The sequence below is a fragment of the Klebsiella sp. NPDC088457 genome (assembly GCF_044900465.1).
Lineage (GTDB): Bacteria > Pseudomonadota > Gammaproteobacteria > Enterobacterales > Enterobacteriaceae > Klebsiella.
Map to the genome: position 1 here is coordinate 34,494 of NZ_JBJDNH010000001.1, position 19,391 is coordinate 53,884.

Annotated in this window: 18 protein-coding genes; 11 read left to right on the forward strand and 7 right to left on the reverse strand. The window is 59.5% G+C overall.

Going from position 1 to position 19,391, the window contains the following annotated elements:
- Window positions 1-44 precede the first annotated feature (44 nt).
- From ACI2JR_RS00175 to ACI2JR_RS00190, 4 genes are all read right to left on the reverse strand, one after another.
- Complete coding sequence (locus tag ACI2JR_RS00175; RefSeq protein ID WP_462477723.1) at window positions 45-1,235, reverse strand: cytochrome c biogenesis protein/redoxin; 1,191 nt, start codon at window positions 1,233-1,235, stop codon at window positions 45-47.
- Between the two features lie 106 nt (window positions 1,236-1,341).
- Window positions 1,342-2,685: a sensor histidine kinase gene (locus ACI2JR_RS00180; RefSeq protein WP_462477534.1), complete on the reverse strand. Its 1,344-nt coding sequence runs from the start codon at window positions 2,683-2,685 to the stop codon at window positions 1,342-1,344.
- On the reverse strand, window positions 2,682-3,422 hold the full coding sequence (locus ACI2JR_RS00185) for a response regulator (protein WP_132730972.1): 741 nt from the start codon (window positions 3,420-3,422) through the stop codon (window positions 2,682-2,684). Before ACI2JR_RS00185 ends, ACI2JR_RS00180 begins: the two co-directional genes overlap by 4 nt.
- A gap of 84 nt (window positions 3,423-3,506) precedes the next feature.
- A complete protein-coding gene (locus tag ACI2JR_RS00190) occupies window positions 3,507-4,499 on the reverse strand; it encodes an alpha/beta fold hydrolase (RefSeq protein ID WP_462477535.1) in 993 nt (330 codons plus the stop codon).
- Window positions 4,500-4,762: 263 nt separating this feature from the next.
- Between ACI2JR_RS00190 and ACI2JR_RS00195 the strand changes: the two genes are divergently transcribed.
- From ACI2JR_RS00195 to pqqF, 7 genes are all read left to right on the forward strand, one after another.
- Window positions 4,763-5,782 (forward strand): dipeptidase, encoded by a 1,020-nt coding sequence (locus ACI2JR_RS00195; RefSeq protein ID WP_462477536.1) that lies wholly within the window; start codon window positions 4,763-4,765, stop codon window positions 5,780-5,782.
- Between the two features lie 128 nt (window positions 5,783-5,910).
- Entirely contained in the window at window positions 5,911-5,982 is a 72-nt protein-coding gene (gene pqqA / locus ACI2JR_RS00200; protein ID WP_002905689.1) for a pyrroloquinoline quinone precursor peptide PqqA, read from the forward strand.
- A gap of 54 nt (window positions 5,983-6,036) precedes the next feature.
- Complete coding sequence (pqqB, locus tag ACI2JR_RS00205) at window positions 6,037-6,954, forward strand: pyrroloquinoline quinone biosynthesis protein PqqB (RefSeq protein WP_462477537.1); 918 nt, start codon at window positions 6,037-6,039, stop codon at window positions 6,952-6,954.
- A 3-nt stretch (window positions 6,955-6,957) separates the two neighbouring features.
- Window positions 6,958-7,713, forward strand: coding sequence for a pyrroloquinoline-quinone synthase PqqC (gene pqqC / locus ACI2JR_RS00210; RefSeq protein ID WP_132730968.1), 756 nt, complete (start codon window positions 6,958-6,960; stop codon window positions 7,711-7,713).
- 3 nt (window positions 7,714-7,716) lie between these two features.
- On the forward strand, window positions 7,717-7,995 hold the full coding sequence (gene pqqD / locus ACI2JR_RS00215; RefSeq protein WP_132730967.1) for a pyrroloquinoline quinone biosynthesis peptide chaperone PqqD: 279 nt from the start codon (window positions 7,717-7,719) through the stop codon (window positions 7,993-7,995).
- Window positions 7,982-9,124 carry a pyrroloquinoline quinone biosynthesis protein PqqE gene (pqqE, locus tag ACI2JR_RS00220; protein WP_462477538.1) on the forward strand — a complete coding sequence of 381 codons (1,143 nt, stop codon included), beginning with the start codon at window positions 7,982-7,984 and terminating at the stop codon, window positions 9,122-9,124. The genes pqqD and pqqE overlap by 14 nt, the downstream gene beginning before the upstream one ends.
- A complete protein-coding gene (gene pqqF, locus ACI2JR_RS00225) occupies window positions 9,124-11,418 on the forward strand; it encodes a pyrroloquinoline quinone biosynthesis protein PqqF (protein ID WP_462477539.1) in 2,295 nt (764 codons plus the stop codon). Before pqqE ends, pqqF begins: the two co-directional genes overlap by 1 nt.
- Here the strand turns inward: pqqF and ACI2JR_RS00230 are convergent.
- The 3 genes from ACI2JR_RS00230 to ACI2JR_RS00240 form a co-directional block, all read right to left on the reverse strand.
- Window positions 11,415-12,155, reverse strand: coding sequence for a glutamine amidotransferase (locus ACI2JR_RS00230; RefSeq protein WP_462477540.1), 741 nt, complete (start codon window positions 12,153-12,155; stop codon window positions 11,415-11,417). The genes pqqF and ACI2JR_RS00230 overlap by 4 nt on opposite strands.
- Before the next feature lie 138 nt (window positions 12,156-12,293).
- A complete protein-coding gene (locus ACI2JR_RS00235) occupies window positions 12,294-13,280 on the reverse strand; it encodes a YhfZ family protein (RefSeq protein WP_462477541.1) in 987 nt (328 codons plus the stop codon).
- 15 nt (window positions 13,281-13,295) lie between these two features.
- Window positions 13,296-14,147, reverse strand: coding sequence for a class I fructose-bisphosphate aldolase (locus tag ACI2JR_RS00240; protein WP_462477542.1), 852 nt, complete (start codon window positions 14,145-14,147; stop codon window positions 13,296-13,298).
- Between the two features lie 169 nt (window positions 14,148-14,316).
- Between ACI2JR_RS00240 and ACI2JR_RS00245 the strand changes: the two genes are divergently transcribed.
- From ACI2JR_RS00245 to ACI2JR_RS00260, 4 genes are read left to right on the forward strand one after another with little or no spacing between them, the layout of a single operon-like run.
- Window positions 14,317-15,714, forward strand: a complete 1,398-nt coding sequence (locus tag ACI2JR_RS00245) for an FAD-binding oxidoreductase (protein WP_462477543.1) — start codon at window positions 14,317-14,319, stop codon at window positions 15,712-15,714.
- Between the two features lie 23 nt (window positions 15,715-15,737).
- Window positions 15,738-17,081, forward strand: coding sequence for an L-fuculokinase (locus ACI2JR_RS00250; RefSeq protein ID WP_462477544.1), 1,344 nt, complete (start codon window positions 15,738-15,740; stop codon window positions 17,079-17,081).
- On the forward strand, window positions 17,078-18,043 hold the full coding sequence (locus tag ACI2JR_RS00255; protein WP_462477545.1) for a 1-phosphofructokinase family hexose kinase: 966 nt from the start codon (window positions 17,078-17,080) through the stop codon (window positions 18,041-18,043). Before ACI2JR_RS00250 ends, ACI2JR_RS00255 begins: the two co-directional genes overlap by 4 nt.
- A gap of 14 nt (window positions 18,044-18,057) precedes the next feature.
- Window positions 18,058-19,380 carry a sugar porter family MFS transporter gene (locus ACI2JR_RS00260; protein WP_462477546.1) on the forward strand — a complete coding sequence of 441 codons (1,323 nt, stop codon included), beginning with the start codon at window positions 18,058-18,060 and terminating at the stop codon, window positions 19,378-19,380.
- Window positions 19,381-19,391: the final 11 nt, after the last annotated feature.

Consider the following 19,391-nt stretch of genomic DNA (forward strand, 5'->3'; position numbering starts at 1 on the left):
GTTCAGCTGACGTGTTCGGACAAATAAGTGACAACGTCACCGATTCAGCTTCTGGCTTCCTGCAACAGCTGTTGAATCATCTTCTCCTGCCCGCGGTAGTCGCCTTCGCCAAACGCGGTATAGCGCAGCTGGCCGCGGGCATCAAACAGATAGTGCGCCGGCCAGTACTGGTTACCAAACGCCTTCCAGATGGCGTAGGCGTTATCCGCCACCACCGGATATGGCAGCCGCCATTTCGCCACCGCCTCACGCAGCGCCGGGAGCGAACGTTCCCATGGGTATTCCGGAGTATGCACCCCCACCACCACCAGCCCCGCGGCGCGATATTTATTCGCCCAGTCGCGGACGTGCGGCAGCGTGTGCTGGCAGTTAATACAGTCCCGGGTCCAGAAGTCGATAAGCACAACCTTGCCCTGCAAAGCGTGCGGGCTCAACGCTGCGCTATTGATCCACGCCGTTCCTCCGGCCAGCGACGGCATGGTGCTGGAAGGCGGCGGCGCGACGACAGGCTGCAACCGACCGGCAGGTTGCGCCTGCGGTAGACCGCCGCTCAACCGCTGTTCCAGCGCCTGAGTTAAACCGCTGGCCCCTTGCAGGTAGCGGTCCGCCCCGCTGGCGATTAACGCCACCGAAGCCAGAATCGCCAGCCCCGCCAGCTGACGTAGCCGCTGGCTGAAGGCCAAACCGCGGCGCAGACGCGCCGCCAGGCGGTCGCCAGACCACCACAGCAGCGCCAGCATCAGCGCACACCCGCTGCCATAGGCAACCAGCAGCGCCCCCATCGTGGCCGCGTTAGCGCCAGAGTAACCCAGGCTAAGCACCGCTCCCAGCACCGGCCCGGCACAGGGCGCCCACAGCAGGCCGATGGCCAGACCCGCCAGCAGCGCCGACGTCCCCCCGGTGTGCTGGTCGCTGTGATGATTGATACGGTTGCCCAACGCCACCAGCGGCGCGCTCAGGCGCCAGGCAACGCGTAACGACAGCAGACTCAGCCCCACCAGCGCCAGAAACGCCAGCGCCAGCCAGCGGCCGGCCACGGTCAGGTTCGCCACCCAGCTGCCGGTTACCGTCGCCAGTAATGATACGGCGGTAAACATCAGCACCATCCCGGCAAGCAGCAGCAGCAGGTGGCTGCGCCTGCCGCGGAGGTTAGCAAAAATGAGCGGGATCACCGGTAAAGTACAGGGGCTCAGCAGCGTCAGCATGCCGCCCGCGAAGGCTATCAGGACAGACATCATATTCATTCTCCTCGGTATGAGCTCGCGGCCGAAAGCGGCAGCCAGCGCATTACAACAGGCGAATGTATTGACGAAGTGTCTGAAACAGCGCGGTTTTGTCAGTTCAGGTATCTGCAGCCGCGCCGGATACAGAAGGATACAAGGTGGCGGCGGCGAGCAGAAGACTGGCTTCCAGTCCCCCCTGCGCCCGGTTGCGCAGCAGGAGTTGTCCCTGCATCTGGCCCGCCAGCTGAGCGGCAATCGCCAGCCCCAGACCGGTGCCGCCGGTATCCCGATTGCGCGAGTTTTCCAGACGGTAGAACGGCTGCAGAACGGCTTCCAGCGCCTCCTCCGGGATCCCCGGCCCCTGGTCCAGCACCTGAATGGTCAGGTCGCCGCGACGGCTATAAAGCAGCCTGATATCTACCCGTCCCCCGAACTTGAGCCCGTTATCGATCAGATTGGTCATGATGCGTCGTAGCGCCTGCGGCGGGAGCAGCACCGCGGCGGCTTCCCTGGCGGGATGAAAGAGCACCGGCCTGCCGACATCGGCGTAATCGCAGGCGATGCTGTCGAGAAAGGCATTGACATCCAGGCGCTGGCGCGGCTCTTCGAGCGGCTGCGCCGAACGGGCAAAGGCGATCCCTTCCCTGACCAGCCGGCTCATATTATCGAGATCCTGCAGGAGCTTATCGCGCAGCTCCGGCGCTCCCGCCATTTCCACCCGCAGCTTCATCCGCGTCATCGGCGTCTGGAGATCGTGGGAGATCGCCGCCAGGATCCGCGCCCGTTCCTGCAAATGGTCGTGGATCCGCGTCTGCATCGCGTTGAACGCGCGGGCGGCATGCTGCACCTCCCGTGGCCCCTGTTCCGCCATCATACCAGGAACGTGGGCCGCCGGTTGCAGGGCGTCAATGGCGTCGGTGAAGCGGGTCATCGGGCTCACCACCTGGCGTACGGCGTACCAGGCGCAGGCCAGCAGCAGCAGGAACTGGGCGACCAGCAGCGCCGGCAGCCAGCGGGCAATGGCGGGCAGCCGCGGCCATAAATCAAGACTCAGCGGCGCGCCGTCATGCAGGGTGATGTGGGCCTGAATATGCTCACGCGGGCCGGGCACCGCGATAATACTCAGCGGATAGCTGCCGCTGAGCGACTCTTGCAGCGAACGCACCGCGTCGCGGGAACGCCAGCTGGTGGGATAATCGCCGCTGACGCCGGCGGAGAGCTGATAGCGGTAGTTCCCGCGCGCCAGCCGCGCCAGCCACTGCGGACGCTCGGCGGCAGGCAGCCGGTCGAGGATCGCCACGCTGGTGGCCACATCGTATTGCAGATTTCCCAGCATCACGCTGCGGGCGCTGCTCATGCGCTCATAAAACAGCAGCGACAGGGTCAGCGCATTCGCCAGCAGTAGCGCGAGGAACATCATCAGCATCAGCCGGGACCGCAGCGAGCCGGGCCAGAACGTCATTCCCGGGCCTCGCGAATCGAGACCGCGACCGCGAGCACATAGCCTTCGCTACGCACGGTTTTGATGTAGGCCGGTTCGCGGGCATCTTCGCGCAGCCGTTGGCGCAACCGGCTCACCAGCAGATCGATGGAGCGCTCAAACAGCTCCGCATCGCGCCCCTGAGTCAGATTCAGCAGCTGATCGCGGTTCAGCACCCGCTGCGGGTGGTCGAGAAAGACCCGCAGCAGCCGGTACTCCGCCCCGCTCAAGGCGACGATGGCTCCGCTGTCATCCAGCAGGTGGCGCGCGGAGGTATCCAGCAGCCAGTCGCCGAAGGCAATCAGCCGCCCCGCCTCGGTAATTTGCAGATTGGGCGGCAGCGCCCGCGTGCGCCGCAGAATGGCTTTAATCCGCGCCAGCAGCTCGCGAGCGACAAACGGTTTAACCAGATAGTCGTCGGCTCCCATTTCGAGGCCCAGAATCCGGTCGCTGTCCTCCGTGCGCGCGGTCAACATCAGCACCGGGATATTCCGTTGGCCGTGGCTGCGCAGCTGACGGCAGAGGATCAGGCCATCATCGCCGGGCAGCATAATATCCAGCACGATCAGATCCACCTGCCGGGTCTGTAACACCGACCACATCGCTTTGCCGTTGGCGGCCCCGGTGGCACGATAGCCCGATTTATGCAGATAATCGCTCACCAGTTCGCGAATATCGCGGTCGTCATCGACAACCAAAATATGGTCAATGTGTTCCACTGCCGGCTCCACTCACAATCATATCGACTCCAAAAGAATATGCGCTGGCGCCGGAAGCGCAACTCACCGCTTCCGGCGGGCGGGCTATAGATGATCGGCATCGACCACGGCGTTAACAAAATCGTCAGGGGCCTCCTGCGGCGGATTGTGGCCGATGTTGCCGGTTAACGTGCGATGTTCATATTTACCGGTAAATTTCGCCCGATAGCTGGCGGGCGTCGGATGCGGCGCGCCGTTATTATCCCCTTCGAGGGTAAGAGTCGGGACGCCGATGGTCGGCAGTTGCGCCAGCTTTTGCTCGTAGGCCGCGTATTTCTGTTCCCCCTTCTCGAGACCAAGGCGCCAGCGATAGTTGCTGATAGTCACCGCCACGTGATCCGGGTTATCGAGCGCTTTAGCGCTTTGCGTAAACGCGGCATCGCTGAAGTCCCAGCCTGGCGACGCCTGGCGCCAGATCAGCCTGGCAAAAGCATGCGTATTCTGGCGATACCCGGCCTCCCCGCGCGCGGTGGCGAAATAGAACTGATACCACCATGACAGTTCTGCCTCCGGCGGCAGCGGTTTCGCGCCAACCTGCTGGCTGCCGATCAGATACCCGCTCACCGAAACCAGCGATTTGACCCGCTCCGGCCATAGGGCGGCCACGATATCGGCGGTACGCGCCCCCCAGTCAAATCCGGCAAAATCGGCCTGCTTGATGTGTAAGGCGTCCATCAGATGGACAATATCCGCCGCCATGGCCGACGGCTGCCCGTTACGCGGCGTGCTGGCTGCAAGAAAACGCGTACTGCCATAACCGCGCAGATACGGCACGATGACCCGAAAACCTTTTTCCGCCAGCGCGGGCGCGACGACGGCATAGCTATGAATGTCATACGGCCAGCCGTGCAGCAGAATAACCGCCTGCCCGTCGCGTGGGCCCATATCGACATAGCCGATATTCAGATCGCCGGCGTTGATCTGTTGAATATGCTCAAACGCCGCGGCATCTTCCGCCGCGCAAACGCCGGCTGAGCACAGCGCTGAAAGCGACAGCAGCAGCGCGCTACTTTTACGTATCAGGGATAATCTGTTCATCACTAAACCCACCTGTTAATTGCGGACATAAGAACGTACGCACACAGTTAAACAAGGTTTTGTATCCGGCATATGCGGAGAAAGCCGGGGTTTTGCATCGTGATGTATTGCATGCCCCGCCAGATACAATGTGATACATAGCGATGGCATCGTGAAAAGGGGCATTTGTTGCTGGCTTGTCAATTCGAGCTTGCGCCACCGCGGAGATCCGGTAGTTTGTCTCGCCATTAACGGTTGATGAAAGAACAAGGTGTCTGCACGTTATGTTGGTTTTTGATGGTCACAACGATCTGCTGCTCAATCTGTGGCTGCATCACCGCGAAGAGCCGGTTCAGGCCTTTTTCGACGGTATCGCGCAGGGGCATCTGGATTATCCCCGCATGCGGCAAGGCGGCTTTGGCGGCGGCCTGTTCGCTCTGTTTGTCCCGCCGCAGGCGTATATCGCCCGCATGGCCCCGCGCTACGCTAACCAGCCCTGGGATCCGCTGAACATCCTCTGGCAACAGCTGGCGATTCTGCAACGCATCGTGGCGGAGTCGGCCGGCCGGGCGCGGCTATGCCTGACCGCCGCGGACATTGCGCGCTGCCGGCAGGATAGCGTCCTGGCGATGGTCGCGCATATCGAAGGCGCCGGCGGGCTGGATGGCGCTGGCGAAGATCTGCAGGCGTTTTATGCCGCAGGCGTTCGCAGCATCGGTCCGTTCTGGAACCTGGCGAACCGCTTCGGGGAAGGGGTAACCGGTCCCTTCCCCGGCAGCCCTGATAGCGGCCCGGGGTTAACCGCGGAGGGGGTGGCGCTGATTCGTCAGGCCAATGCGCTGCGGATGCAAATCGACGTCTCGCACATGAACGAGAAAGCCTTCTGGGATACCGCCCGCCACTCAACGGCGCCGCTGGTAGCCAGCCACTCCAACGCTCATGCGCTCTGTCCGCAGCCGCGTAACCTGACCGACGCTCAGCTGCTCGCGATCCGCGATAGCGGCGGCGTGGTGGGCGTCAATTTTGGTAATGCCTTTCTGCGCGCCGACGGCCAACGCGACAGCGATACGCCGTTAACGGTGGTGGTCCGCCATATCGACTATCTTATTAACAAAATGGGTGTCGACCACGTGGCGCTGGGCTCAGATTTTGACGGCATCACCCTACCGGACGAATTAGAGGATGTCAGGGGTTTACCCAGACTGTTCAAGGCGTTGCGTCATCACGGCTATGATCAATTGGTGCTGGATAAGCTGGCGTCAGGCAACTGGTTACGTGTATTAAAAAATGTTTGGCAACAATAGGTTGTATTGTAAACATAGCGTTAATTCCTTACATATTCCGGGTTGATCTCTGTCACCCAGAGGCGCACTATTTGTCGGCTATGACTCTTTTTATCTGAGTCGTTAACCCTGTTTAGAGGAAAAATACTATGTGGAAGAAACCTGCCTTTATCGATTTACGTCTGGGTCTGGAAGTGACGCTGTACATCTCCAACCGCTAATCGTTCTGCCCGCCGTTCGCGCGGGCATTTTGTTTTACTATCTGGTCCGTCTTCATGTTTATAAAAGTCCTTGGCTCCGCGGCCGGCGGAGGTTTTCCGCAGTGGAATTGTAACTGCCCCAACTGTCATGGCGTGCGCAACGGGACCATTCAGGCCACCCCGCGCACCCAGTCGTCGATTATCGTCAGCGATAATGGCGAAGATTGGGTGCTGTGCAACGCTTCGCCCGATATCAGCCAGCAGATCGCCCACACCCCGGAATTAAATAAAAAAGGGGTCCTGCGCGGCACCGCCATTGGCGGCATTATTCTGACGGATAGCCAGATTGACCACACCACCGGGCTATTAAGCCTGCGCGAAGGCTGCCCGCATCAGGTGTGGTGCACGCCGGAGGTCCATGAGGATCTGTGCACCGGTTTCCCGATTTTTACCATGCTGCAGCACTGGAACGGCGGCCTGGTTCACCATCCCGTGACGCCGCTGAGCGCTTTTAAGGTCGATGCCTGCCTGGATCTCGCCTTTACGGCCATTCCGATTATCAGCAACGCGCCGCCCTATTCGCCGTATCGCAACCGGCCGCTGCCGGGCCATAACGTGGCGCTCTTCATCGAAAACCGCGCCAACGGCCAGACCCTGTTCTATGCGCCGGGTCTCGGCGAGCCGGATGAGGCGATTCTTCCGTGGCTGCGTAAAGCCGACTGTCTGCTGATTGACGGCACCGTCTGGCAGGACAATGAACTGCAGGCCACCGGCGTCGGGCGCAACACCGGCAGAGATATGGGCCATCTGGCCCTCGGCGAAGAACACGGTCTGGTGGCATTACTGGCGTCACTGCCGGCAAAACGCAAAATTCTTATTCATATTAATAATACCAACCCAATCCTGAACGAGCAGTCTGCGCAGCACCTCGCCCTGACGCAACAGGGCATTGAAGTGAGCCGGGACGGGATGAGTATTTACCTTCAGGACTGAACTATGCTGATAACTGACACCCTGACGCCAGAGGCGTTCGAGCAGGCGCTACGCGCCAAAGGCGCCTATTACCACATTCATCATCCCTACCATATCGCGATGCATAACGGCCAGGCGACGCGAGAGCAGATTCAGGGCTGGGTGGCGAACCGTTTTTACTACCAGACCAATATTCCGCTCAAAGACGCGGCGATCATGGCCAACTGCCCGGATCCGCACACCCGGCGCAAATGGGTTCAGCGGATCCTCGACCATGACGGCAGCAACGGCGAAGAAGGCGGAATTGAAGCGTGGCTGCAGCTGGGCGAAGCGGTCGGTCTGAGCCGCGAGGCGCTGCTGTCGGAACGTCATGTGCTGCCGGGCGTTCGTTTCGCGGTGGATGCCTATGTCAATTTTGCCCGCCGCGCGAACTGGCAGGAGGCGGCCTGTAGCTCGCTGACCGAACTGTTTGCCCCGCAGATTCACCAGTCGCGCCTCGACAGCTGGCCGCAGCACTACCCGTGGATCAAAGAAGAAGGCTATTTTTACTTCCGCAGCCGCCTGAGCCAGGCGAACCGCGACGTCGAACACGGCCTCGCGCTGGCGAAAGAATTCTGCATCACCGTCGCCCAACAAAACCGCATGCTGGAGATCCTGCAGTTTAAACTGGATATCCTGTGGTCGATGCTCGATGCGATGACCATGGCCTACGAACTGCAGCGCCCGCCCTACCACACGGTCACCGACAAGGCGGCCTGGCACACTACCCGACTGGTATAACCGATGAACGAAACCGCTATTGTCGCCTTCCGCCGCGGCTACCGTCTGCAGTGGGAAGCCGCCCAGGACAGCCATGTGATCCTCTATCCGGAAGGAATGGCTAAACTCAATGAAACCGCCGCCGCGATTCTCGAACTGGTGGACGGTCAACGCAGCGTCGCCGCGGTGATTGCCGAGCTGAACGCCCGTTTTCCGGAAGCGGGCGGCGTCGATGACGACGTCAAAGAGTTTTTGCAGATCGCCTATGAACAGAAGTGGATAAAGTTTAGTGAAGCAAAATAAACCCGGCGTTAACCCGCCGCTATGGCTGCTGGCGGAGCTGACCTACCGCTGCCCGCTGCAGTGCCCCTACTGTTCAAATCCACTGGATTTTGCTCAGCAGGACAAAGAGCTGACCACGGCACAGTGGATCGAGGTTTTCCGTCAGGCGCGGGCGATGGGCAGCGTCCAGATGGGCTTTTCCGGCGGCGAGCCGCTGACCCGTAAAGACCTGCCGGAGCTGATCCGCGCCGCACGCGACCTCGGGTTTTACACCAACCTGATCACCTCGGGTATCGGTTTGACCGAGAGCAAGCTCGACGCCTTCAGCGAGGCCGGTCTGGACCATATCCAGATAAGCTTTCAGGCCAGCGATGAGACGCTGAACGCCGCGCTGGCTGGTAACAAAAAGGCCTTCCAGCAAAAGCTGGCGATGGCCAGGGCGGTGAAAGCTCGTGACTACCCGATGGTGCTGAACTTCGTTTTGCATCGCCACAATATCGATCAGATCGACAAAATTATCGATCTTTGCATCGAGCTGGAAGCCGACGACGTCGAGCTGGCCACCTGCCAGTTTTACGGCTGGGCGTATCTCAACCGCCAGGGGCTGCTTCCGACCCGCGAACAGATTGCGCGGGCGGAAAAAGTGGTCGCCGAATACCGCGAGCGAATGAGCGCCAGCGGCAATTTGACCAACCTGCTGTTTGTAACCCCGGATTATTACGAAGAGCGCCCCAAAGGCTGTATGGGCGGCTGGGGGTCGATTTTCCTCAGCGTCACGCCGGAAGGCACGGCGCTGCCGTGCCATAGCGCCCGTCAGCTGCCGGTCGAATTTCCGTCGGTGCTGGAGCACAGTCTGCAAGATATCTGGTACAACTCCTTCGGCTTTAACCGCTATCGCGGCTTCGACTGGATGCCGGAGCCCTGCCGCTCCTGCGACGAAAAAGAGAAAGACTTCGGCGGCTGTCGCTGCCAGGCCTTTATGCTCACCGGCAACGCCGATAACGCCGACCCGGTGTGCAGCAAATCGCCGCATCATGACAAAATTCTCGACGCGCGACGTGAAGCGGCCTGTAGCGATATGAAAATCGGCCAGCTGCAGTTCCGTAACCGTACGCAGTCGCAGCTGATCTATAAAACCCGGGTATCGTAATGCAGCCAACGTCGCGCGCCATTGTTCGCCCGGACGGCCTGCGGATCTCGCTGGTTCATCAGGCCGGAGCCTCACGCGCGGCGGCGTTAGTGCAGGTGGCCGCCGGGAGCCACGATGAACCCGAACGCTGGCCGGGGCTGGCGCATCTGCTGGAGCACCTGCTGTTTACCGGTAGCCGCCGTTATCCCGACGATAGCCGCCTGATGAGCTGGATCCAGCGGGTCGGCGGCAGCGTCAATGCCACCACCCAGGCCCGCCGCAGCGCCTGGTTTTTCGAGGTGGATGCCCCGCTGCTCGCCGACGGCGTGCGGCGCTTGCAGGATATGCTGCTGGCGCCCACGCTGGAACCTGCGGCAATTGAGCAGGAGATCGCGGTCATTGATGCCGAAAATCGGCTGATTCAGCAACATGACCCTTCCCGCCGCGAAGCCGCGGTTTTTCACGGCGTACAGGCGCCCGCCGGTTTTCAACGGTTTCAGGTCGGGAGCGCGGAAAGCTTCGCCGGCGAGCGGCAGGCATTACGCGAAGCGCTGACCGCCTTCCATCAGCGCCATTACATCAGCAATACGATGCAGCTATGGCTGCAGGGGCCGCAGTCGCTGGAGGAACTGGAAGCGCTGGCCGCGGAGTTTTGCGCCGACTTGCCCGCTGGCGCGGCTCCGCATCCGTCGCCGCCGATTCTGCTGGCTCACGACCGCTACCTGCAGCTGGAAACTCCGGCACCGGCTGGCTTCTGGTACTGTCCATTGCTTCAGCACGTAGGTGACAACGTCACGTTATTGCGCGAGTTTTTACTCGACGCGGCCCCGGGGAGCCTGCTGGCCACGCTCCGCGAACGCGATGCCGCTTACGATGTTGAGCTTAAATGGTTGTATCAGGATGAGGTTACCGGCTGGCTGGCGCTGGCTTTCAGCGGCGATGACGCGGAAGGCATAAACGCCCTGCTGCCGACGTGGCTTCAGGCGCTGCAGTCCACCACGCAGACGCAGCAGAACCACTATTACCGTCTGGCCCGCCAGCGTTTTGCCGACCTTTCGCCGCTGGAGCAGCTGCGGCAGCGGGCGTTCGGCTTTGCGCCGCTGGCGCAGCCCGTGGACTTTGCCGCCTTTTGCGCCCGGCTGGCCGCCGCGCCGGCGGTGCGTCTGCGCTGTACAAAAGAGAGCGTCTCCCGTACGGTGACCACGCAAGGCTTCACTCTGCCATTAACCCGCTGGCAGCCGCAGCCGACCGCACCTGCGACGGCGGATTTTATCTTTTACCCGCATCACCACCCCGCCGCTACGCCGCCATTACCTGAAACAAGCGTGCCGCTGGTGCATATTCAGGCGGGTCAGCACCCGACGACGCTGATTTTACGCCCCGCCTTCGGCAGTAATTTTAGCTACGCCGAGGGTCAGCATCGGGGGCAGCGGCTACGTCCGCTGTTCGCCGAACTCCGCCACCTCGGCGGCCACGGCGAATGGCGCCCGGTAGAGGGCGTCTGGCAGCTGATGCTGCGCCTACCTGAAGCGGTGGCTACCGTCGAGGGGATACTGGCGGCGATTCTGCAGGTGCTCGCCGCATCGGGCGGGGATGCCGACGCGCCGGCGCAGGAAAGCGTAGCTATCCGCCATCTGCTCAATCACCTGGCCGACAGCCTGCAAACCCAGCCGCCCACACGCGGCTGGCTGGCGGCGCTGGCGGGTGGGAGTGACGCCACCTGTCAGCTCCTGGCCCGGCGCCTGAGCGTACTGCCCACGCCGGTCAACGCCTCCGACGTCGGGCCGCTGGAGGCGTCTCCCGCCGGGGTGACGCGCCTGACCCACACCAGCGATGACAGCGCGCTGCTGCTGTTTATTCCCTTACCCGACGGCGGGTCGCTGGCGGCATTGCGGGCGCTGGCGCTGCTGTGCGAGCCGCTGTTCTTTCAGCGTCTGCGCGTTGAGCTACAGATAGGCTATGTGGTCAGCTGCCGTTACCTGCGCTGCGCCGACCGGGAGGGGCTGCTGTTTGCCCTGCAATCGCCGGACCGCAGCGTAAGCAGCCTGCTGGCGCACTGCAAACGCTTTTTACGGACGCTGCCTGTGCCAGATGAAACGCATTTCGCTCAGTTGAAGTTGCGCCTGAAAGCGCTGATTGCCGCTCAGCCGGAGGCCGGAACCGCGGCATTGCAGGCCCTACGCCAGCGGCAGCAGCTGGCGACGTTTACGCAGCAAGAGATTGATGCGCTGCAGCGGCAGGACCTGCTCGCGCTGCAGCAACAGTTAAGCCGCCAGCGGCGACGTTGGCGGGTGCTGTGCAGCGCGGGAGATTAAACCTGCGGACTGTCCGGTTCCATATAGTTCGCCACAAAGCGGGTTAAGATCCCCGCCGCCGTCGAACACTCCTCCACCCCATCCAGCAGCTGCTGCGGGTCGATCCCCTCCATCCGCAGCACTTCGTCACGATACTGAATCAATGAACGCGCGATGTCGGGAGTGAACTCGGGATGGAACTGGGTTGAAAGCGCATGCTGGCTGTAGCGCACGATCTGGTGAGGGTCGTGGGCGGATGAAGCCAGCACCGTGGCCTCCGGCGGCAGCTGTATAACCGTTTGCAGATGGCTGAGATGCGCGGGGAAATGCGCCGGACGGTCGCTTAACAGCGGGTCCGTGCGCCCGGCGGCGGAAAGCGTAATCGCTTTGCAGCCCGTCTCGCGCCCCGCCGGATGGTATTCCACTTCGCCACCCAGCGCGTCGGCCATCAGCTGATGGCCGTAGCAGATACCAAATAACGGCATCTCCACCGCCATCGCCGCGCGGATCCACTCCGCGGTGCTCTCGCTCCACGCCAGCCGATCGGTAACCATCGCCCACGAGCCGGTCATCACTGCCACGGTCTGACTGTCCGGGGCGGGCAGCGCTTCCCCTGCATATACGCGCACGGTGGAAATCTGCCGACGCCAGGGCGCAAGCAGCCGGCTAAACCAGACGGGGAGATCGCCATGCTCGGCCTCGATTTCCGCCGGAGGCGCCCCGGTCTGCACAATAAGGAGCTTGTTTCGCAACGCCATAACCCGTTTACCCTCGATGCTGACCACAGACCTTTCACTATGACGAAAGGCGGCGGTTTCGGCAAATAACCAATATCTATGAGTGACGCCATGCTGGAATAAGCGTTACCGCCAGCAAAGACATTTTTACCTGCAACATCATGGCCGTTTTATGGATGCTATCTTTTGGAAACGAAGAATATCCGGGACGTTGGCAAAATAGGGATCGGAGGTGTTTAAAGGCAGCATGGCCTGCCTTTTCAGTGCGTCAAAATCAATTTGCCGCAATAGTTGCGCGACGGGTGAATTTGAACGCACAACCAGTACCGCGCTGGAAATCGAGTCTGCCAGCTCCAGCGCCTGAGGATTATCCAGCGCTCGCATCTTTAAGCCAATTTTATCCAGCGGGATCAGCGAGGGTTCCTGGTGCCAGACACCGGTATCGATCTCCCCAAGAAATACGGAGCGCGGTAGCAGAGTAAAATCCACCTCAACGTACTCACATACCGCCTCCGGAAACTGGGCGCGGGTAAGACGCTGATGATCGCTGGAGTGGAAATCAATCCCGACGCGCAGGCGCCCAGCCGCCGCGGTATCGGCTTTTTCAACCACCACCAGGCTTTCAGGCCGGTAGTAGCTGCCATTACCAACTTCAAATAGTTCATAACCCTCAGCCGCAGCATCGGCCATTAACATCTGCGCAGATCCGGACGAAAGCAGAACGATGTCAGCGGTGTTTTCAGAAAAAGCGGCCAGACGTGAGTGCGCGCCGCGCAGGTAGCCAACGGTCGTGACGACGCTCCATTGGCTACACTGCTCAACCAGCGCTGAGGCTACCTGCGTTGCTTCCCGGGAACCACGAGGGGGTAACAACATATGAACCGGGGGTATCCGCGCGGCATTCCACAACAAAGCAAAGTCCCAGGAGACCACAAAGGTCCCCTGGTGACCGCGAGAAACAAGGGTTACCGCACCGGCTTTTTTCAGTTCCTGTAGCGCTTTTTGGACGGTACCGGAGCCTATCTCCAGAACTTCCTGATACCAGGACGTCGTGGGAAGACGCCCGGACAAGCCGAGCGAAATAATCGAGCGGGCAATAAATGCTACCGGAGAGAGATGCTTCGCTTCGTGCGCAATAACCGTCATTGTTTTCGCCGACTTTTACTGTTCAAGATACCGTAACGCCTGTTCAACGCTCTGATCCTCATGCACTACAGCATTGAGCGCACGCAGGACACCGGCGGGTTGCTGCGCGCGGAAAATACGTCGACCAAACATCACCCCTTTGGCCCCTGCCCGAAGCGCATCCGCCGCCAGTTGCAACGTTGCGTGCGGATCCTCGCCACCCGCACCACCGGCAAGTAGCACCGGAGTATAACAGGTGCTTGTTACCGCAGCAAAATCCTCCACGGATCCCGGCCAGAGCGCTTTGACCAGATCCGCCCCGATATCCGCGGCGATACGGCAATACAGACTCATAACTTTGGCGCTCAGCGCATCGGGATCGACGCCTTCCAGCGCGGAACGCGGCTCGATAATCACGCCAATGCCATGCCGCTCGCATTCGCGCACAATACGCGTATTGCGCGCAATTTCCGCCTGCTCCAGCGCCGTATCCTTCTGCCCAAGATACATATAGGTCATAACCGCATCAATGCCGCATGCCGCCACCTCGCCAATCTCAGCCAGTTGCGCGAGGACCCCTTCACCGCGGCCATCTTTGCCCGGCGTATAGATAGAACGCGCATGATTTTTCCAGTCAAGATGCAGCACAAAACCGGGCCGGTCGCGCCCGATAAAGGTTTTTTCAACCAGTGAAATCATCCCCGGCGAAACCATGACGCCATCTGCGCCACGGAGCTGGGCAAAAACGGTTTCAATTTCATCACGCGTTTTCAGCCCCGATGGCGGACCTGACATCACGCCGTGGGACGCGGCAACGACCACCGCGCGCCCCGTTTCCGGGTGCAAAATACGACCTAAGCGAACTGCTTTACCGGTACGGCTATCCATTTTGCTCTCCTTCACAAAGTTGGGAAAAAATGAAAAATGCAATTTGCAGCTTTCTGCAAATTGATCGTATATTAGCCATTGACGTGCTGTCAATGAAATATACCCGGCGCGTTTTTATCCGGCTCACCGTGCAAGGATATTCCTTTAAACTGTCAATACAGGAGTTTGTATGCCCGACATTTCCCATCTCATCGCCGCCCTGAAAGCTGAACTCCCTGAATCGCAGGTGCTCACCGATCGCGACACGCTTCAGGCATCCAGTCACGATACCTGGCCCCTATCCACAAAACTCAGGCGCTTAGGATGCCATGATTATCAGGCTGATGTTGTGGTAAAAGTCACCGACGAAACACAGATCCAGCGGGTACTGGCGCTGGCGACAGCACATGATGCGCCGGTAACGCCTCGGGCGCTGGCATCCTCGGTAACCGGCCAGCCTCTCCCGACTCGCGGCGGCATCGTACTGGATTTAACCGGCATGACGGATCGCCGTGAAGTCAATATCACCAACCTGACCGTGGAAGTGTCCGCCGGTTATAACGGCGGTCAGTTGGAAGACGAGCTCCAGAAGATGGGCTGGACACTCGGCCATTCTCCGCAATCCCTGTATCAGTCCAGCGTCGGCGGCTGGCTGTCGACATTGGCAACCGGGCAATTTTCGTCTTACTACGGTGGTATAGAAGATTTAATTACCGCCTATACGGTCATTCTTGCTACAGGTGAAAAACTACGGCTTAAGGCTTCGCCACGTGCGGCAATGGGGCCGGACCTACGCCAGCTGTTTATTGGCGCAGAAGGTACGCTTGGCATCGTCACCTCGGTACAGCTTAAAATATTCCCCCTCCCCCAGACCCGGCTGTACGACTCGCTGGAACTCCCTTCCGTGGATGCCGGCCTGAAGATCATGCGCGAGCAGGCCATGGCAGGGCTGCGGCCGTTCCTGCTGCGCCTGTATGATGCCAATGAGGCCCGGCATGCTATGCAAAATCCGCAGCAGGATAAGCCGGTGATGTTCCTCGGCGCCCAGGGCGTGGAAGCCGTCGCGCGCGCGGAAATGGACGCTTTTATGACGATTGTCCACCGCCACGACGGAAAATCAATCGGCTCCGAAGGCGTGCTGAAGTGGATGGATCGCCGTTTTGATTTTTCTACCGTCGAAAAACGGCTTGATAGCAACGGGGGGTTTGCCGAAACCATCGAAATTGCTCATACCTGGGACGGTATAGCCGGACTGTATCACGATCTGAACAAGGTGCTGACCCCCCTCGCAGACGAAGTTCTGTCACATTTCTCTCACGTTTATCCTCAGGGAACCTCGATGTACATGATCCTGCTTGGACGGGAGAACAGCGATCGCGAGGCGGTAGAAAAATTACGAACCATCTGGCGGGAAACGATGCGCGTTTGCCTTGAACACCATGCCGAACTTTCGCATCACCACGGCGGAGGACTGGTACGTTCGCCATACGCCCGCCAATCTCTCGGATCGGCACATTTACTGTTGCGCCGCTTAAAGCAGGCACTCGATCCTAACGGGACGCTGAATCCAGGCAAGCTGGGATTATAAACGCGACATTGAGGGTCATCACGATGTGGTTTCTCGGTATAGATATTGGCACCACACATATCAAAATCATCGGTATCAGCGAGGAAGGCACGCTTTTACCCGTGAAAAAGTGCCGCACTCCCGTCCTGCAACGTGACGGATTAACCTTCCACGATGCGCAAGCCGTATGGCAGGTGCTGGCGATACTGATTGCCGATTACTCCCGCGCGGAAGCGCGGGCCTGCGGTCCGTTGGCCGCCCTTTCTATCGGAACTTTCGGACAAGAAGAATCCGTTGCCGTTAATCAACGCGGAGACATTCTCTACCCTTCCCTGGCATGGTGGGAAAACTATCCCGTCTCCGCGCTGGATAAGGAGACTCACAGCTGGCTGGACAGCGAGGAACACTATGCCATCTCCGGTATGCGTTCGCGGCCTAACCAAAGTCCGCAGCGATTAAGCTGGATACGCCGACACCACGGAGATATCTGGCGTCATATCGACCGCTGGGTGGACTTTGGCAGCTTTATCATATGGCGCTTAACCGGAGAATGGCGCGGCGGCACATCACAACTGACGCATTCACAGTGCTTTGATTTAAAAAGCATGCAACCGCATGAACCGACTCTGGCGCGGCTGGAGATTGCGCCAGAGCTATTCCCGATGCCGGCCGATACCGGCGAATGCTGCGGAGAAATTCAAGCGCAAGCGCTGCCGGGGGTAGCCTTGTGTCAGGGAGCCCGCGTATTTATGGGCGGGCATGACCAGATCGTCGGTGCGTTAGCGGTTCAGCACAACCAGCCGACCCATGTTTTCGATTCGATAGGCACCTCAGAATATCTGATGGTATTAACCCCCCACTTTCCGGATCCACAGATTGCCTGGAAGCTTGAAATCGACATCGAACGCACATGGAAAGCCGGCGAGTTTGTGATGGGCTGCGCAACCCCTTCCGGGAAAATAATCCAGACCCTCGCCGAACTGCTCTATCAGGGTGAGTATGACCCACTTTTCCACGATCTGTTGATCGAAACAGACGGCAACAGCGTGTCGGTTTCCGTCGATGAAAACGAAGACCAGGGACTTTTCTCCCTGCATCATCTGCATGCCGGCATTCGTCCTGCCGGGTTAGTTCAGGCCACCCTCAACCACATTGCCGATCGCGCCTATCGGCTGCTTACCCATATGTGTGAAATTGGGGCTATTCGTCCCCAGGACGCCGTGCTGATGGGCTCCCTGTTCCAGCGTTCGGAAATGGTTGAACACCGTAAACGCCGCTGGAAAATACCGCTCTTCGCCAGCGAATTAAGTGAACCCGTTGCAATGGGGGCAGCGATGATTGCCCGTGAAAGCTGGTTTATTGCCACCCACCGGGAGGACCAATTATGAAAGTCATCATCGCTTCGTTGAATACGGCTATCGAACGGTTGCTGCTGGTTGATAAACAACGGCCTGGCGAGGTTCATCGCTTGCTGGATGATAAAACCCTGGCCGGGGGCAAAGGGGTAAATGTGGCGCGGGTACTCCAGCAGCTGCGCCAGCACCTGCCTGATGCGCCAGCGCCACTGCTGCTGGGCTTCCTCGGCGGCGCGACGGGACGGCTGTGCGGTGATCTTCTGCGCCAGGAGGCGCTGGAAGGATGCTGGTGCGATATCGCCGGCAGCACCCGCATCTGCGAGGTGATAACAGAAGTGGATTCACCTGAAAACGCCAGCGTCTACAACGCCGGAGGTCCGCCAATTCGCCCGGAGGAGCATCAGCGCCTTCATACCTTGCTGCAGCAAGAAATAGCGCATGCTGATGCTTTGATTTGCACCGGTTCGCTGGCAAAAAACTTGCCTCCTGACGAGTACGGGCGCTGGATCACGTTGGCACGCGCCCGCGGTGTGCTTTCGCTACTTGATACGCACGGAGCCGCGCTGCTGCACGCTGCCAGCGCGCACCCGGATATTATCAAAATCAACCGCGATGAACTGCGCCAGGCCAACGCGACAGCGCAGCAGGATCTCCCGGCAGTCTGGTTGGCGCAGGGGGTCCGCTGCGTGATTATCACCGATGGACCGCGCCCAACGCAGGCCCTGACGCCGGATGGCAATTTCGAACTCACCGCCCCCTCCGTGATAACCGCCAGCCCCGTTGGCTCCGGAGATGCCTACTGCGCGGGGCTGATTGCCAGTCTGCTTTCCCGGCCACAGGCTGGCTGGGTCGAGCATCTGAAGCTGGCGGCAGCCTGCGGCGCCGCGAATGCCGCCAGCTCAACTGCCGGGCTCGCGGCCAACATCAATCTTGCAACATTGCAAAATCGTTGCGCGGTACGCGCTATTTCAATACCGCCACGCTCACCCGCTTGATAACGGAGAGTATTATGGTCAGTCATGCACATGTCAGCGCAAAAAACGTCTGGATGCGTAACGTCCTGTTGATTTCAATCGTTACCGCCGTCGGCGGATTCCTGTTTGGTTTTGATAACGGCAGTATTTCGGGTTCTGTTGGCTTTTTGCAAAACAGATTCGCACTTGATGCCGACGGTATTGGCTGGGTAACCTCATCCATCATCGTCGGGTGTATCATCGGCGTGGCGCTGGCAGGCCCGCTTTCCGACGCCGTGGGAAGAAAAAAGGTCCTGTTACTGACGGCGCTGATTTTTATCTTCGGCGTGCTGGGCGAAGCCATGGCGAGCTCTTCAGAGATGCTGGTGGGGTTTCGCATTCTGGTGGGCGTCGGTATCGGTGTGGAAACGACGATTGCCCCGCTCTATATTGCGGAGGTCTCTCCCGCCCATATCCGCGGCCGCCTGGTCTCGCTGAATCAGCTATTCAACTGTGTGGGTAATCTGGCGATTTTTTCCATTGCCGCAGTTATTGCCAGCCAGGCCAGCGAAGCATGGAATATTGAACACGGCTGGCGCCTCATTTTTGCCACGGGTATTGCGCCCGCGCTCCTTTTTCTGGTGCTTCTGGTCTGGGTGCCGGAGAGCCCACGTTGGCTGATACGTAAAGGGCGAGATGCGCAGGGTCTGCAGGTATTGCGCAAAATAAATCCGGATGAAGCAACGGCCTGTGAACAGCTTGAAGCCATTAAGTCCGCGTTATTGACTGATTCCCCTTCGCGGCTGAGCGAACTATTCACCCCGCGTTTACGCAAAGCGCTGGTTATCGGTTTCTGCGTCGCACTCTTTCAGCAGATTACCGGCATCAACGCGATTTTTTATTACGCTCCTGAAATATTTAAAACAGCGGGAGTGGATGTCAGCGGTGCGATGTCCTTTACCGTGCTTATCGGATTAACGCTGGTTATTTCAACACTGCTCTCTATGTGGATAATCGATAAGGTTGGCCGCCGCTCATTGCTGATTTTCGGCTCAGCAGGGATGGCTCTCACCCTCAGTTGTACAGGTATGCTGTTTCGCGCCAGTGAAACGCAAACTACGCTCTTGCTAATTTGTATTCTGGCCTATGTGGCAATTTTCGCCGTATCTTACGGTACGGTAGCCTATGTCATCATCGCTGAAATTTTCCCTATTCACGTTCGCGGCATCGCCGTTTCAATTGCGACCTTTGCATTATGGGGTGGTAATTTCTTCGTTTCACGCTATTTCCCGGTTCTGGTAGAAAATATTAGCGCAGCAAATACTTTCTTTATTTTTTCCGGAAAACAGCCCTGGTCATTGGCGGCTCGCGCGGCATAGGCGCGGCCATT

Bases quoted from the DNA above. Each gene is read 5' to 3' on its own strand.
- ACI2JR_RS00175 (WP_462477723.1), bottom strand. From the start codon at position 1,235: ATGTCTGTCCTGATAGCCTTCGCGGGCGGCATGCTGACGCTGCTGAGC.
- ACI2JR_RS00180 (WP_462477534.1), bottom strand. From the start codon at position 2,685: ATGACGTTCTGGCCCGGCTCGCTGCGGTCCCGGCTGATGCTGATGATG.
- ACI2JR_RS00190 (WP_462477535.1), bottom strand. From the start codon at position 4,499: ATGAACAGATTATCCCTGATACGTAAAAGTAGCGCGCTGCTGCTGTCG.
- ACI2JR_RS00195 (WP_462477536.1), top strand. From the start codon at position 4,763: ATGTTGGTTTTTGATGGTCACAACGATCTGCTGCTCAATCTGTGGCTG.
- pqqB (WP_462477537.1), top strand. From the start codon at position 6,037: ATGTTTATAAAAGTCCTTGGCTCCGCGGCCGGCGGAGGTTTTCCGCAG.
- pqqC (WP_132730968.1), top strand. From the start codon at position 6,958: ATGCTGATAACTGACACCCTGACGCCAGAGGCGTTCGAGCAGGCGCTA.
- pqqD (WP_132730967.1), top strand. From the start codon at position 7,717: ATGAACGAAACCGCTATTGTCGCCTTCCGCCGCGGCTACCGTCTGCAG.
- pqqF (WP_462477539.1), top strand. From the start codon at position 9,124: ATGCAGCCAACGTCGCGCGCCATTGTTCGCCCGGACGGCCTGCGGATC.
- ACI2JR_RS00230 (WP_462477540.1), bottom strand. From the start codon at position 12,155: ATGGCGTTGCGAAACAAGCTCCTTATTGTGCAGACCGGGGCGCCTCCG.
- ACI2JR_RS00235 (WP_462477541.1), bottom strand. From the start codon at position 13,280: ATGACGGTTATTGCGCACGAAGCGAAGCATCTCTCTCCGGTAGCATTT.
- ACI2JR_RS00240 (WP_462477542.1), bottom strand. From the start codon at position 14,147: ATGGATAGCCGTACCGGTAAAGCAGTTCGCTTAGGTCGTATTTTGCAC.
- ACI2JR_RS00245 (WP_462477543.1), top strand. From the start codon at position 14,317: ATGCCCGACATTTCCCATCTCATCGCCGCCCTGAAAGCTGAACTCCCT.
- ACI2JR_RS00250 (WP_462477544.1), top strand. From the start codon at position 15,738: ATGTGGTTTCTCGGTATAGATATTGGCACCACACATATCAAAATCATC.
- ACI2JR_RS00255 (WP_462477545.1), top strand. From the start codon at position 17,078: ATGAAAGTCATCATCGCTTCGTTGAATACGGCTATCGAACGGTTGCTG.
- ACI2JR_RS00260 (WP_462477546.1), top strand. From the start codon at position 18,058: ATGGTCAGTCATGCACATGTCAGCGCAAAAAACGTCTGGATGCGTAAC.